Annotated in this window: 11 protein-coding genes; 5 read left to right on the forward strand and 6 right to left on the reverse strand. The window is 38.8% G+C overall.

The features are described from left to right. Positions 1–55 precede the first annotated feature (55 nt). From AA0X95_RS19190 to AA0X95_RS19210, 5 genes are all read right to left on the reverse strand, one after another. Positions 56–1333 (reverse strand): sensor histidine kinase, encoded by a 1278-nt coding sequence (locus tag AA0X95_RS19190; RefSeq protein ID WP_413300657.1) that lies wholly within the window; start codon positions 1331–1333, stop codon positions 56–58. A gap of 9 nt (positions 1334–1342) precedes the next feature. Continuing rightward, positions 1343–2014: a response regulator transcription factor gene (locus AA0X95_RS19195; RefSeq protein WP_413300659.1), complete on the reverse strand. Its 672-nt coding sequence runs from the start codon at positions 2012–2014 to the stop codon at positions 1343–1345. A gap of 87 nt (positions 2015–2101) precedes the next feature. Beyond that, entirely contained in the window at positions 2102–3268 is a 1167-nt protein-coding gene (locus AA0X95_RS19200) for an ABC transporter permease (RefSeq protein ID WP_413300661.1), read from the reverse strand. Continuing rightward, positions 3246–3956 (reverse strand): ABC transporter ATP-binding protein, encoded by a 711-nt coding sequence (locus AA0X95_RS19205; protein WP_413310113.1) that lies wholly within the window; start codon positions 3954–3956, stop codon positions 3246–3248. The genes AA0X95_RS19200 and AA0X95_RS19205 overlap by 23 nt, the downstream gene beginning before the upstream one ends. A gap of 2 nt (positions 3957–3958) precedes the next feature. Then, positions 3959–4933: an efflux RND transporter periplasmic adaptor subunit gene (locus tag AA0X95_RS19210; RefSeq protein WP_413300663.1), complete on the reverse strand. Its 975-nt coding sequence runs from the start codon at positions 4931–4933 to the stop codon at positions 3959–3961. A 191-nt stretch (positions 4934–5124) separates the two neighbouring features. On the opposite strand from AA0X95_RS19210, the gene AA0X95_RS19215 reads away from it, so the two are divergent. The 4 genes from AA0X95_RS19215 (at position 5125) to AA0X95_RS19230 (ending at position 11984) form a co-directional block, all read left to right on the forward strand. Then, the gene (locus AA0X95_RS19215) at positions 5125–5586 is read left to right on the forward strand and encodes a MarR family winged helix-turn-helix transcriptional regulator (protein WP_413300665.1); all 462 of its coding nucleotides are present in this window, start codon (positions 5125–5127) and stop codon (positions 5584–5586) included. A gap of 3 nt (positions 5587–5589) precedes the next feature. Continuing rightward, positions 5590–8706 carry an MMPL family transporter gene (locus AA0X95_RS19220; protein WP_413300667.1) on the forward strand — a complete coding sequence of 1039 codons (3117 nt, stop codon included), beginning with the start codon at positions 5590–5592 and terminating at the stop codon, positions 8704–8706. Positions 8707–8862: 156 nt separating this feature from the next. Continuing rightward, complete coding sequence (locus AA0X95_RS19225) at positions 8863–10326, forward strand: alanine/glycine:cation symporter family protein (RefSeq protein WP_413300669.1); 1464 nt, start codon at positions 8863–8865, stop codon at positions 10324–10326. A gap of 182 nt (positions 10327–10508) precedes the next feature. After that, positions 10509–11984 (forward strand): TerD family protein, encoded by a 1476-nt coding sequence (locus tag AA0X95_RS19230; RefSeq protein WP_413300671.1) that lies wholly within the window; start codon positions 10509–10511, stop codon positions 11982–11984. 43 nt (positions 11985–12027) lie between these two features. On the opposite strand, the gene selB is transcribed toward AA0X95_RS19230, so the two are convergent. Then, positions 12028–13911 carry a selenocysteine-specific translation elongation factor gene (gene selB / locus AA0X95_RS19235; protein ID WP_413300673.1) on the reverse strand — a complete coding sequence of 628 codons (1884 nt, stop codon included), beginning with the start codon at positions 13909–13911 and terminating at the stop codon, positions 12028–12030. A gap of 251 nt (positions 13912–14162) precedes the next feature. On the opposite strand from selB, the gene AA0X95_RS19240 reads away from it, so the two are divergent. Continuing rightward, positions 14163–15467 (forward strand): Nramp family divalent metal transporter, encoded by a 1305-nt coding sequence (locus AA0X95_RS19240; protein ID WP_413300675.1) that lies wholly within the window; start codon positions 14163–14165, stop codon positions 15465–15467. Positions 15468–15582: the final 115 nt, after the last annotated feature.

Consider the following 15582-nt stretch of genomic DNA (forward strand, 5'->3'; position numbering starts at 1 on the left):
TATAAGCCCATTATGTGGAGGTTTCCTTAAGATTTCCTTAAAAAAGAACCCAAAATTAATTTTTTTGGGCTCTTGGGAAAATAATCTCAATTGTTGTTCCTTGACCAAGGATACTTTGAACCTTTGTCCTTCCATGGTGTTTCTCAATAATCCACTTAGCAATAGATAACCCCAAACCTGTTCCTTCAGCCGCAGTACGAGCTTTGTCACTTTGATAAAAACGATCGAAAATTTTTGGAATATCTTCTTCTGGGATTCCAATCCCGTTATCTTTCACTTCCAAGTAAATCGACGAGTGACTTTGTCTACAGGATAACAGGATTTCTCCCCCCTCCTTTGTATATTTCATTGCATTATCCAATAGAATGACAATAAGCTGGTGAATTCTTTCTTTATCCGCGAAAAATTCAACAGGTTCAAGCGCACTGAACTGAAGCGTTTTTTCTTGGTACATAGCAATTTCTTCATAATGATGAATAATTTCTTTTAATAGTTCATCTAGCCGAAAAGTTTTTTTCTTCATTTCAATTTGATCGGAATCAGATCTTGCCAACGTCAATAAATTAGCAACGAGTTTCGAGAGTCTTCGTGATTCGTTTGAAATCGCGGATATATCTAAAATTTTGTCCTGAATAGTTGCGTTTGGTGATCGAAAAAGAATATCCGTTTTTGCCTGGATTACTGCTAAAGGGGTTCTTAATTCATGTGATGCATCCGAAACAAATTCAGTCTGCTTTTGCCAAGCTCTTTTAATTGGGACGAGTGCCTTTCCTGCTAAGAAATATCCAGAGATTACAGCTAATACCACTCCAATTCCAATACCCACTGTAATAATTAATAATAGCCGGTTGAGTAATTCTTTTTCAGAGTTAACGTTTCGAATAAATTGAACCGTCACTTTCCCTAATTCAGGATGGTCAACTTCGAACGCTACATACCTATAAGAAAACTCCTCCACTTCTACGTCCTCTAGGCTGTTTAATGCCTTAGGACGAATAGCGTTTTCATAATCGAGAAACAGGTTAGCTTCACGATTCTGCTCTCCTATAAGTTTTTTATTTTCATCCCATATTAATGTCATAATTCTTGGATCTCTTCGCATGAACCGTAAAAATTGCTTTCCTTCTCCCTCTCGAACGTCATCTTTATCAGGCCCAATTCCAGGTCTTGGTTGTTCCTGAAAGTGGTCAAGAGACTCCTGTAACGACTGATTGACATCCTTATATAATCTACTTTCCGTATAAAAATAGATGGTGCTTCCAAGAATGCTAATAAGTACAATAAAGACAATGGAATTAATATAAGTTAATCGTATATGTGTTTGTCGGAACATTTGCGCCCCCTACTCTTCGTTAAGCATATAACCTACGCCACGAATCGTTTTTATATCAACATGATACCCTGAAGGTTCAAGTTTTTTACGAAGATGATGCATGAAGACCTCAACGATAGCTATTGTTGTATCAGAATCGAAACCCCAGACACGATCATATATTTGTTCTTTTGTTAAAATAGCCCCTTTATTTTGAATCAGATATTCTAATAACTCATATTGTTTCGAGGTAAGTTTAATTGGATCTCCATTTACAAGAATGTCTCTTTCTTTTCCCAACAATTCAATTTCACGATATTGAAGAGTCTGATTGGTTGTTAGGCTGCCACTTCTACGTAATAATGCACGAATTCTTGCTTTTAACTCAGCCGCTTGAAATGGCTTCACTAAGTAATCATCTCCGCCGCTATCAAGTCCCTTCACACGGTCCTCAAGGGAATCTCTGGCAGTTAGAAAAAGGACTGGTATTTTTAAGCCTTCTTTTCTAATTGTCTGGAGTACCTCAAATCCATCGATTTCAGGAATCATGACATCTAAAACAATGGCATCATGGATATTTTGCATGGCTAGAAATAAAGCATCTTCACCGTTCGTTGCTTGGTCTACCTCGAATTCGTCTGATAAAAGTTCAACAATCGATTCCAGTAACGAAAGATTATCTTCTACAACAAGTAAACGCATCTCTCTATCTCTCCTAGTAAAAAAGTCTATTTTAAATTATATAGGATACAAAGTGGCCCCAAAAGAAGCGAACCGCTTTTTCTCTGTTTATTCATACCGCAGAGCTTGAATAGGATTCAATTTGGATGCCTTATTTGCAGGGAATACACCAAATATCACACCAACAGCCAACGAGAATAAAAACGATAATACCATTACAGATGAAGTAAACGATACGGTTAAACTTAATAAAGAGGATAATATTTTCCCTATGCCTACTCCAGCTAAAATCCCAATAACCCCTCCTACTCCACTTAAAACGACCGCTTCAATCAGAAATTGTAACAGGACATCTCGTCTTTTCGCCCCGATTGCCTTACGAATACCAATTTCTTTTGTTCGTTCTGAAACAGATACTAACATAATATTCATAATACCTATTCCTCCAACAAGTAGAGAAATACTTGCAATCCCGCCAAGCATCATAGTCATCGTATCTGTCACAGAACTCATCGTATCCATTAAATCCTGCTGGTTTGTTACACTATAGGAATCACTTTTATTAGGAAATAACGAAGCCATTTTCATTTCCACTTCGTTCATGACATAGTCCATTTGGTCTTCGCTTTTTCCTTGAAGATATACTTGATTAATTGTTGTACTCTTGACTAAACGCTGGCCCGTACTTAGTGGGACGATAACCACATTATCACCGCTTTGTCCAAGTGAACTCCCTTTTGATACTAGGACACCGACTACTTTAAAGGATGTTCCCTCAATTTGAATGTATTGACCCACTGGGTTTTCTGCACCAAAAAAGGTAGAAGCCGTATCTGCTCCGATTACTACAATTTTTTGTCTATATTCGTTATCTAGATCTGTTATGAAACGCCCCGCACTTACCTTTGTGTCACGCACAGTGGAATAGGCAGCATTAGTTCCCGTTAGTGTCACTTGTGACGAGTTTTTATCTTTTTTTACATTTACCCGGCCAGAAACAACAGGGGAAATCGCCTTCACACCATTTAGTTTACTAAGTTCATCGATTTTATCTTCTGATAGTGCTAAATCTGAGCCAAAGGTATTAATGGTTAATAAGTTTGTTCCCAGCTGATTAATCTGACTCGTCACATTTTTGGCTGATCCCTGTGCAATTGAAACAAGTATGATGACGGAGGACACTCCAATAATCATGCCCAGCATTGTTAAAGCAGACCTAAGCTTATTCCCTCTAATACTGCGGAGTGCCATTTTAATAGATTGAATAATTCCCAACAAGTTCACCCCCGTTTTCTTGAAGCTGGCCATCTTGAATACTTACCATTCTCTTCGCTTGCTTCGCTATTGCTAAGTCATGCGTAATTAAAATAATCGTATGCCCTAATTCATTAAGTTCTTGCATAATTAGTAGAATTTCTTTACTAGTTTTGCTATCAAGTGCACCTGTTGGTTCATCCGCAAGAAGAATGGATGGATTTCCTACAAGTGCTCTAGCAATCGCCACCCGTTGCTGCTGTCCCCCTGAAAGCTGGGTTGGTAGATGGCTGGCCCTATCCTTTAACCCTACTTTTTCAAGGCTTTTTAAAGCTCTCTCCCGTCGTTCTTTGGTGGGAACCCCGCTATATAACAATGGCAATTCCACATTTTCAAGTGCTGTTAATTTAGTTAAGAGATTAAAATTTTGAAAGATAAATCCTATTTTTTTATTTCTAATCGTCGCCAATTGATTGTCATTCATCTTCCTGATGTCTTTTCCATCCAATAAATAGGTTCCCGACTGCGGTCTGTCGAGGCAGCCTAACATGTTCATTAGTGTGGACTTTCCGGAACCAGATGGACCAATGATGGCTAAGAATTCTCCTTGCTCTATTTCAATTGAAACTTTATTGAGAGCATGGACAGTTTCTCCTCCAAGCTGGTATGTCTTCATTAAATCTTTGATTTGAATAATTGGCTTAGTCATCATTAGTTACCGGTCCTTCCACTAAATTGTCCTTGACGACCACCACTGCGGTTAAAACCGCCCATTCCGCCCATATTTCCACCGCCAAATCCTCCACCTTGTATGAAGCCTCTTGTATTGTTTGAAGAGGTTCCAGTGGCAAGCTGTGGTAATTGAACAACTTCTCCTTCTTTTAAACCTTCGGTAATTTCTACATAATCTTCATTAGCTAATCCCGTTTTTACCATTTGTTGCTCTGTACCACCATTAGATTGTGAATTGTCTGCGGCTGATGTTACTAGGACATATTTTTCATTATTACTGCTGTGAATGGCATCTAGCGGTACATATAATGCATCCTTTTTACTCGCTGTTAAAATACTAGCCTCTGTACTCATACCAACTTTAAGATTATCTGGTTTACCAATATGTATCGTTACATCAAAGGTAGACACACCATTGGATGAAGTTCCCTCTTCAGCGATATCTGTTACCTTACCTGTATAGGTTTGGTCTGGGAAGGCATTTATTTTGATATCTACAGTTTGATCTTTTTTAATCTTAGGAATATCAAGTTCATCTATTTGTACCACTGTCTCCAAGTCTTTATAGTTCGTAACATGTGCAACAACTTGTCCACTTGTTACCCGTTCACCAGCTGAAACAGCAATAGTAGTGACGATTCCCGCAGCTGTTGCAGTGATTGGATCACTTCCATCCGTAAAAGTAATTAGTTCATCCCCTTCTTTAACCTCTTCACCTGCAGTAACTAACACTTCATCAATTTCATTGTTATTGTCTTTTGCTTTAATATCTTCACTCGTTACTGGCTGAACGGTTCCTGATCCACTGATTTTAACTTCTAGCGTTCCTTTTTGAACATTTGCCGTTCTTACCTGTGCTGATGCTGTTTGGCTCTTTGTTTTTGTTGAAAAATATTGATAGCCAACAAAACCAATTACCAGTATGCCTATCGTTAGTAACACCCATTTTTTCATTAATTTTCTACTCCTTTTTCATACCTGGACTCTTAACCAGGAAGCTCAAAGTTTTCATAAAGTATTATTGCTTTCAATCCTTAATTTTTCCTTAAGGGAAAATATTGACTGAAATTTTTCTTTGTTCTATAGTTAAACAAGTGAATAGTTAAACAAGTGAACTACTTTTCCAAAAAGGGGAGGTGTAGGAAATGGATAATAAAACCGTACAGGAATTGATTGACCGCTATGTGACATTATCCTTTCAGGTACACAAAAAAGCCGAGTCATTAATTAAGGGACAAATCGGTAATGAATTGACTAATGACCAGCACTACATATTACGATACATCCACCAATTCAAGGAATGTACCTCTTCTGAATTAGCTGATGCATTTGAAGTGAATAAAAGTGCCATAACAGCGATTATTAACCGAATGGTAGAAAGAGGACTGATTCAGCGAACACGCGATGAAAACGACCGAAGAGTGGTTTATTTAACATTGACTGTTGCAGGGGAAGCCTTATTTCAGGATTGCCAAGAAAAAGTACGATTACTAGTCGAATCGATTATTACCCAATTTGATGAAACGGAAATCGTTAACTTTGTGAATACTTATGAAAAGTTAGCTGCGATTTTAACTAACAAGAAAAAGGAAGAACTGGGGGAATAATCCTTGAACGCGATTATAAAAGGAAAATGGTTCATTCTAGTCGCTTGGATTGCTGTGATTGCTACTCTTTTTATGCTGGCACCAAATATGGAAGGCCTTGTAAGGGAGAAAGGACAAATTTCCGTTCCAGAAGGCTACTCTTCAACCCTTGCTGAGAAAATCCTAAATGACGTTCAATCCAGTGAAAATAAAGGCAGAGATTTACAGACAGCACTCGTGTTCCATAGCGATAAGAAATTGACCAACGAAGATTTTAGGCAAGCAGAAAAGGCGGTTTCTACGCTTGAAAAAAATAAAAAAGAACTTGGTATTACAGAAATCCTCACTCATTTTAAACAAGAGGAATTAAAAGACCAGCTTGTAGCGAAGGATGGAAAAACGATTTTGGTCTCTGTGAATGTAACAGCCAATAATCGGGAAGCAAAAGAAATTTCAAAAGATTTGTATAATGCAATTGATCAAATTAAACTCGATCATTATTACACAGGGAATTGGGTAATTAGTGAGGATCTCATCACCAATTCTCAAGAAGGATTGAAAAAAACAGAGGGCATCACCGTTGGATTTATCCTTGTTGTCCTTTTACTTGTTTTCAGATCTGCTATAGCCCCCATTATTCCATTGGTAACAGTTGGTTTTAGTTACCTTACTGCCCAATCCATTGTCGCACTATTAGTTGATAAGGTTGATTTTCCGTTATCAACCTTTACCCAAATTTTCTTAGTGGCTGTACTTTTTGGAATAGGAACCGACTATTGTATTTTGCTCCTCAGCCGTTTTAAAGAAGAAATGGCTGAAGGAAAAGATGTGACTGAGGCAATTATCACCACTTATCGTACAGCTGGTAAGACGGTTTTCTTTAGTGGTGTTGCTGTTATGATTGGTTTTGCATCCATTGGACTTTCCACATTCCAGCTTTACAAATCTGCGGCTGCGGTAGCTGTGGGTGTTGCCATTTTATTAATCGCACTCGTTACGGTAGTTCCATTCTTCATGGCTGTATTGGGCAAAAAACTGTTTTGGCCCTCAAAGGGTAATCTTGAACACGGTGAAAGTAAATTCTGGGGCTTTATGGGTAAATTTGCGTTAGCGCGTCCCTTAATTGCTTTTATCTTAGTTGCTCTCATTTCTGTCCCATTTTTATTTACCTATGATGACCAATTATCGTTTAACTCTCTTGAGGAAATTAGTGACGAATATCCTTCCATAAAAGGATTCAATATCATATCTGATTCATTTGGCCCTGGTGAATCCATGCCGACTCAAATTGTCATTAAAAATGATGATCAAATGAACACATCGGAGTATATTGCGATTACTGAAAAGATCAGTCAAGAATTAATAAAAGTAAATGATGTAGAAATCGTACGATCTGTTACACGTCCAACCGGTACACCCATTGACGACTTTTACATCTCTAAACAAGTTGTAAGTCTAGAAGACGGGCTTGGCCAGAGTAATGAGGGAATTAAAAAAATCAGTGACGGCCTAGAAGAGGCAGCAAGCCAAATGGGCTCGAACCAACCAAAAATGCAGGAAGCAACTGATGGAATTAGTCAGTTAATTACAGGCACCAATACGATAAAAACAAAATTAGGTGAACTCCAGGGAGGTCTCTATCAAATTGAACAAGGACTGAAAGCTGGTTCTATAGGGGCTGGTAAGGCTAAAAAAGGGTTGGAGCAGATTAAGGCGAATTCTGCTGAGGTATTAGCCGGAAGTAAACAGCTCTTTGATGGATACAAAAAAACAGAAGCTGGGTTAGGTACTCTAAGAGAGAACTATGAAAAAACGGCAAGCGGACTAGACTCTCTACACCAAGCCTTACTATCCATAAATCCATATTTTAGTAATTTAGAAAAAGAATATATTGGTATAAAAGATAATCAAAACTATCAAACCATTAAACAGACTGTTCAGGGCTCTCAAGCAGCTACAAAAGAACTAACTGCAGGGATGGAGCAACTAAACACTGGCTTAAAAGGAGCCCTAGATGGAATCGCTTATGCCAACAGTAAATTTAGCGAAATAATTGCAGGTCAGGAAGCACTAATTAATGGGATGGAGCAACTAATCCCAGGTATCAATCAACTAGAAGGCTATCTCGATCAAATGGCTGCTGGTCAGGAGAAAGCAGTTGATGGGATTCCGCAATTTACTGGGGGATTAAGTACCATTAGTGAGGGTCAGAAGCAGCTTCTTACAGGGTTTGAATCAACGAAAAGTCAAACCATGGTGCTATCAGACGGATTGGCACAAAGTGCCGATGGACTAAATCAGGTATATGATGGTCTCAATTCTGCACAAGAATATCTTTCAGATGTATCGAAGGAAAAACAGAATGGTTTTTACATTCCACAAGATGTTCTTAATAGTAAGGACTTCGAGCAGGCTCTTGATGCCTATATGTCTCACGACAGGAAAGTGATGACGATAGATGTAGTCTTTAATAAAAACCCATATTCCAATGAGGCGATTGACCGCATTCCTGAAATAAAGCAGGCGGTCAAACGAGCGGTCAAGGATACTAAACTTGAGAATGCAAAAGTAGCAGTTGGCGGTGTTTCCAGCATGCACCATGATTTAGACACCATTTCAGAAGCTGATTATTCTCGTACAGTTTTCTTAATGTTGGTAGGTATTAGTATTATATTAATTATTTTACTTCGCTCGCTCATTATGCCACTCTATTTAATCGGATCATTAGTCTTAACATACTTTACATCTATGGCCATTTCCGAAACGATCTTCGTTAACTGGTTAGGCTATACGGGTATCAGCTGGGCGGTACCATTCTTCGCATTTGTCATTCTGGTGGCGCTAGGCATCGACTACAGCATTTTCTTAATGGACAGATTTAATGAATATCGAGATATGCCCGTTCAACAGGCGATTCTTCTTTCCATGAAAAAGATGGGCACTGTTATCATTTCAGCTGCTATCATTTTAGGTGGTACATTTGCTGCCATGATGCCATCGGGAGTATTATCATTGCTCGAAATAGCTACTATTCTATTAATTGGATTAGGCTTGTATGCACTTGTGGTATTGCCATTGTTTGTACCTGTAATGGTACGAACATTTGGTGAAGCCAACTGGTGGCCATTTATAAAAAAATAACCACGACAAAGCGCACTGAACCTCAACATTCAGTGTGCTTTTTTAATCCGTTAACGTGTTAATATATTAGAATAATTAAACAATTAAAAAAATTCTTTTAATTGCATATTATTCTGTTATATAATAAAAAAGTAATCCAAACAAAGGGGGAAATATATGGAACAGTTTGTTAATTGGCTCAGTGGAATTATTTGGAGCCCGGCACTCATTTATTTATGCTTAGGTGTAGGTTTATTTTACTCTTTTGCTACAAGATTTCTGCAAGTGAGACATATGAAGGACATTATTCCTTTAATGTTTAAAGGTGGAAAATCAGATGCTGGTATCTCTTCCTTCCAAGCATTAACCCTTGCCTTATCTGGTCGTGTCGGGACTGGAAACATTGCCGGCGTGGCAACAGCTATTGCCTTTGGAGGTCCTGGTGCCGTATTTTGGATGTGGGCTATTGCCTTCTTAGGTGCAGGTTCAGCATTTGTTGAAGCAGCTTTAGGTCAGGTATATAAGGTAAAACAAAACGGACAATTCCGTGGTGGACCTGCCTACTACATAGAAAAAGGACTGAAGATGAAATGGTATGCGGTACTTTTTGCTATTGTAACTGTTATTGCTACAGGAATCCTTTTACCTGGAGTTCAAGCCAATAGTATTGCAGCTAGTGTGGATAATGCATTTGGAATCAGCCCTGCAATCACTGGTGCAGCACTCGTCATTTTTCTAGCAATGATTATTTTTGGCGGTGTTAAACGGATCGCGCGTGTAGCTGAATTCGTTGTCCCTTTCATGGCCTTAGGTTATATTATCGTTGCTCTTATTATTGTTGCATTAAATATTTCAGAACTACCTGGTGTATTAAAACTGATTTTCTCCAGTGCATTCGGTATGGATGCTGCCTTTGGCGGAATTTTAGGTGCAGCTATTTCTTGGGGTGTTAAGCGTGGTATTTATTCAAATGAAGCAGGACAAGGTACTGCTCCTCATGCTGCAGCGGCAGCCGAGGTCTCTCACCCTGCAAAACAAGGGATTGTTCAAGCTTTTTCCGTATATGTTGATACATTATTTGTGTGTTCTGCCACTGCGTTCATGATTCTTATAACTGGGATGTACAACGTTGCACCAGAAGGAAAAGCTCAAATTATCAATAATCTAGGTGATATTGAACCAGGTCCAGCTTATACACAATCTGCCGTTGAATCGGTTATGCCGGGCTTTGGAGCTCCGTTTGTAGCTATTTCTTTATTCTTCTTCGCATTCACGACGATTATGGCATATTATTATATGGCAGAAACAAACCTTGCCTATATCAATCAAAAAGTAAAACGTGTATGGACTGACTATGTGCTCAAAATTGCTATTTTAGGAATGGTATTCTATGGTAGTGTGAAAACTGCAGGCCTTGCGTGGACATTAGGTGATATTGGTGTTGGAAGTATGGCATGGTTAAATATTATTGCCATTCTCCTTCTGACAAAACCAGCACTTAAAGTACTTAAAGATTATGAGGCACAACTTAAAGATGGAAAAGATCCAGTGTTTGATCCTGTAAAGTTAGGGATTAAAGATGCAGATTTCTGGGAGCAAGAATATTCTAAGCCTCTTGAAAAAGAAGAAAAGACTGGATGATATTGTAGTAAGATAGAGAGGACTAACTTCATTTTTGGAGTTAGTCCTTTCTTTTTTATTTAGATGAAACTTTTCTCCCCTACATCCGTAAAACATATAAGTGGTTTGTTAATGGGATGTTTTTCTTTAATAAGATTAGAGATATTATTTACATATGAAAAATACTGTGAGGAGTGGAAGATGTGGGTGTAACTCTTAGCAAGGGGCAAAAAGTGGATTTAACAAAATCACATCCTGGCCTACAAAATGTGGTTGTAGGGTTAGGTTGGAATATCAGTCAAATGGGGTCAAATTTTGATTTAGATGCTTCAGCATTCTTACTAGGAGAATCTGGCAAGGTTAACAGCGACCAAGACTTTGTTTTTTATAATAATCCTTCAGGTGGAAATGGTTCAATCATTTATAGCGGCGACAACCGCACAGGAGCTGGAGATCAAGACGACGAACAAATCAGAATAGATTTAAATCGTGTTCCAGCCCACATTCACCGCATTGCTTTTACGATCACGATTCACGATGCACAGGTCAAAGGGCAAAATTTTGGACAAGTATCCGATTCTTATGTTCGCATCTTTAATGAAAGGACCAACGAAGAATTAATTAGATTTAACCTTGGCAGAGATTTCACCGTGGAAACAGCGATTGTTGCTGCCGAATTATACCGTCATAATGGGGAATGGAAATTCAATGCTATTGCAAGTGGCTTTCAAGGCGGATTAGCAGCACTATGCCGGAACTTTGGGATTACTGTTGATGACCCTCCTGTGAGTACGCCATCATCACCAGCTTACCAGCAATCTAATAACCACTATCAACAAGCAACAAATTCTTACCAGCAAAATAATAGCAATCACTATCAACCAAATCTAAACAATAATAATCCATACGGTCAAAGCCAAAGAATGCAAGGCTCCGATCAACAGCCGATTCATCTCCAATCGGACTTATCATACCAGCAGCCCTCATACGGATATCCGGCGCAGTCAACCTACCCATCGAACTCTGGATCGTATCAGACGTATGGTGGAGATGATATTATATGCCCACGCTGTCATTCCACTAATGTGAGAACTGGTAAAAAGGGATTCGGACTTGGAAAAGCAGCTATTGGAGGGTTAATCCTTGGGCCAGTTGGTTTACTTGGCGGCTTTATTGGTAAGAATCAATTAAAGTTCTCTTGTAATAACTGTGGCAGTACATGGTCCCCTTCCCAAACAGATTATGCGGAATGGGCAAATAATCAAAAAAGAAGAGCCCAAGAATTATTTAATCGTTATAAAAGTCAGGATGTTCTTGAAGCGGTTGTAGCCGCTTGTGCGTTAGTGGCTATGGCGGATGGATATTTAGACACAGTGGAGCGTCAAAAAATGCTGGAATTTGTTCATCAAAGCGATGAATTACGCGTTTTTGACACAAATAAAGTTATTCAGAAATTCAACTTTTTTGTTTCTAGAATTGAAAATGATCGGATGATGGGTCGAGCAGAAGCGTTCCGAGCCCTTGGAAAAATAAGGACAAAACCTGAAATAGCCCGATTAGTTGCCCGCTATTGCATTGCAATTGGCTACGCTGATGGAAATTTTGACAACAATGAAAAACAAATGGTGGCTGATATTTGTCGAGAACTGGGTTTAAACCCTGCTGAATTCCTTTCGTAATCGTAAGAAAATCCTCTATTCCAGCAAGGAATAGAGGATTTTCTTAACTAACCCATTTGCGCTTATTTTCTACTCTTCTTGTTATTCCTTTGGCATCTAACCTTTCTAAAAATGGAATCATATATTTTCTCGATAAGTCTAAGATATCTTTTGCTTCGCCGACCTCAAATTCAGTTCCCGTTTGGCTTTGAAGCTTACTAACTGCCTCAGTAAAAATATCTCCGTGATAGGCAAATTGCTCATCTAACGGTACGATTAGTGCTTGTTCCTCTAAAAACCTTTTTAAATCAAATACAAGATTTTCAGGTATGCCTGCAGCTGAAAAATAGTCTTTCAGGTAGCGGACCTTTAACCCATCCTTCTTCATTTCCTCCAACAAATTCTCTGTCCGCTTTGACCAGTTTTTCGGAACATGTGGTACAAATGAAGCCAAGAATACAAATTGTTCTCTCCGATTAAAAACTCCTTTTGCTATTCCATTTTCCAGAACAAAATCAAGTAAGGATTTTGGAAATCTTTTTTGCATGGTTTGTAACAACTCAGCTTTATTTATCCCAGTTTTCATTGAATGTGACAGATGAAATTCCTGTATACGATCGAATATATCTTCTTCTATCGCATTAATTAACAATCGTAATGTGCACTCTTTTCCATTGTAAAAAACAAATTCTGGATTATCTAAATGCTGAATTAATATTTCTTCATCTAGTGCGGTTCGTTTTATTAACTCTGCTAACGGAAGACTCTTCGCTTCAATTAGAGCCGCAGTAATCCGTTCTTTTGGTGAGCCTTCTTTTTTCTTTTCCAGCTCTTCTATGGTTTGGTTACCGAATCTGTATTTACTTCCGCGTGGATCAATTACCCAGCCACCGCCAATTGTTTCTTGTGGGCTAGGTCTCCGTAAAATAAAACGGTCGCCCCGCTTTGTTAGGATTTCTTCTTCCAGACGAAGCTGGCAAAGGATTTCTCCATTTTCCTCTTTAATTTCGTTACGATCAAAGAAAACAATTCTACCCATAACCTCTGCTGTTCCAATATGTAGTTTTATTGGCATCCGCTGCTTGACCATATGTTCAAGATCCTCAACCATACGTATAGCCACATCTACAGTTTTTGTAACAATAAAATGCTCGGAAGAAACGAGAACATCCCCCCGCTCTAAATCTTCCTTTCCAATATTAGCGAGGTTAATCGCTGTCCTTTGGCCAGCATAGGCTTTTTGTGCAGGCTTATGATGTACCTGAATCTGCCGTGCTCTTACTTCCAGTCCTTTAGGCATGATTTTCAGTACTTGTCCCTCTTCCACCGTTCCCTCATAAACAGTTCCACGAACAACCGTCCCTTGACCTTTCACAGTAAACACTTGATCGATTGGCAGGCGGAATGCCCCTTTCGCATCTCGCATTTCCTGTTCTTTCAGCGTTTTAATAATCACATTTTTTATTTCCTCAATGCCCTTTCCTGATAAACTGTCTACAAGTACAAAAGGAGCATCTTCAAAAACGGTCCCCGTTAGCTCTTCTAAAATATCATCCTTCACAAGTTCAATGAATTCTTCATCTACCCGATCAATTTTAGAGATGGCAATCAGACCATTTTTTACACCTAAGAATTTTAAAATATCTAAATGTTCCCTAGTTTGCGGCATAACGCCTTCATCAGCAGCTACCACTAACACAACCAAATCGATTCCCGCTACTCCAGCTATCATTTGCCTAATAAACCGTTCATGCCCTGGAACATCTATCACTGAAATCTGTATTTCGTCATCTTCATATAGAGGAGCAAATCCCAATTCGATGGAGATTTGCCGTTCTTTTTCTTCTTTTAACCGGTCTGTATCCACATTGGTCAGCGCTTTTGTTAAAGATGTTTTCCCGTGATCAATATGCCCTGCCATCCCAATTGTAAAATATCGTTTTTCCAAGTTTTCCACCTACTTAAAATCGTTCTTTCATATAACTGTAGCCTTTATAGAGCAATTGTTCAAGAGAACATTTTTAGACAGTTACTGCCCATTCTAATCAAAGTTTAATCTTCTATCATAGGCAAAAGTATTCACAAATTTTTGTAGTTTATATATAATAGATTTATAAATTTGCATTGACGCAACATTTGTTCATTCGCGAATAAACCTTGCATTAAAGAAAAATAAACAAAATGAAAGGATGGTGTCTTATGAGCCAGACCGAATCACTAGCAGTTGAAGGGGCTCGAGCAGCAGAACACCGAACAGTTGCTGCCGCTAGAGATGCCATAAACGGAAAGGTTAAAGGCATACGGGCATTATTGCCGTTCCTTGGGCCCGCCTTCATTGCCTCCATTGCTTATATTGATCCAGGGAATTTTGCTACCAACATTCAGAGCGGTGCACGCTTTGGTTATAAAATGTTATGGGTCATTGTTTTAGCCAACTTAATGGCGATGCTTTTACAAAACATGTCAGGAAAACTAGGTATTGCAACAGGTAGAAGTCTCCCTGAAATTTGCCGGGATTATATGCCAAAATGGCTTGTACTCATTATGTGGATTGTTTCAGAGTTAGCAGCAATGGCAACCGATCTTGCAGAATTTTTAGGAGCAACACTGGCCTTAAACCTTCTTGCAGGTATACCAATGTTATTTGCTACTATTATTACCGGGGTTGTTACCTATTTAATATTATTGTTAGAAAAGTATGGATTTCGCCCACTTGAAAAGTTTATTGCAGCATTTGCTGTACTGATTGGGTTGTGTTACTTAGTGGAAACCGTGCTTTCCCAACCAAATTTTTCGCAAATTGCTTATCATAGTGTTGTCCCATGGCTAGGCAATAATGAAAGTATCCTGCTTGCAGTTGGAGTAATCGGTGCTACTGTTATGCCGCATGCGATTTATTTACACTCCAGTTTAACTCAAGGACGGATTGTTCCTCGAAATGACTTAGAAAAGTTGAAAATCCAAAAGTTTAGTACGAAAGAGATTTTCATTGCTATGACCTTAGCTGGTTTCGTTAATTTATCAATGATGTACATGGCGGCATCTGTCTTCAATTCTTCTGGTCACAGTCAAATTGCTGACATTCAATCTGCCTATCACACATTAACACCTTTGCTCGGCTCAGCAGCAGCAAGTGTATTTTTAATCTCCCTACTGGCTTCAGGAATTTCAAGTTCAGTAGTTGGTACGATGGCTGGGCAGGTCATCATGCAGGGGTTTGTAGGATTTACTATACCATTGTGGTTCCGCCGTTTGATTACTATGCTCCCGACGGTAATAATCGTTGCAATGGGGGTCGACCCAACTCGAACACTTGTTATTAGCCAGGTTGTTCTAAGTATTGTTTTGCCTTTCCCCATTATTGCATTAATCTACTTTACCCAAAAGAAAGATCTTATGGGGGTATTAACGAATAAACGAATAACAACAGTATTAGCCACACTATTTGCTATCACTATATTGGGATTAAATGTGTGGTTGGTCATTCAGACGGTTTTAGGATAAATTAACTCAGATGAAGGACATCTTCCTTGGTTTCAAACCTATTTTGTCCTTCATATCCCTGATGAAGGACATTTTTCCTGTTATCCAACCGATTTTTGTCCTTCATACCCCTGAT

The organism is Neobacillus phoenicis (genome assembly GCF_047302305.1).
GTDB lineage: Bacteria > Bacillota > Bacilli > Bacillales > Cytobacillaceae > Neobacillus.

Excerpts from the sequence above, each read along its gene's own strand:
- AA0X95_RS19225 (WP_413300669.1), top strand. The coding sequence starts at position 8,863 with ATGGAACAGTTTGTTAATTGGCTCAGTGGAATTATTTGGAGCCCGGCA.
- AA0X95_RS19205 (WP_413310113.1), bottom strand. The coding sequence starts at position 3,956 with ATGACTAAGCCAATTATTCAAATCAAAGATTTAATGAAGACATACCAG.
- AA0X95_RS19240 (WP_413300675.1), top strand. The coding sequence starts at position 14,163 with ATGAGCCAGACCGAATCACTAGCAGTTGAAGGGGCTCGAGCAGCAGAA.
- AA0X95_RS19190 (WP_413300657.1), bottom strand. The coding sequence starts at position 1,333 with ATGTTCCGACAAACACATATACGATTAACTTATATTAATTCCATTGTC.
- AA0X95_RS19195 (WP_413300659.1), bottom strand. The coding sequence starts at position 2,014 with ATGCGTTTACTTGTTGTAGAAGATAATCTTTCGTTACTGGAATCGATT.
- AA0X95_RS19215 (WP_413300665.1), top strand. The coding sequence starts at position 5,125 with ATGGATAATAAAACCGTACAGGAATTGATTGACCGCTATGTGACATTA.
- AA0X95_RS19210 (WP_413300663.1), bottom strand. The coding sequence starts at position 4,933 with ATGAAAAAATGGGTGTTACTAACGATAGGCATACTGGTAATTGGTTTT.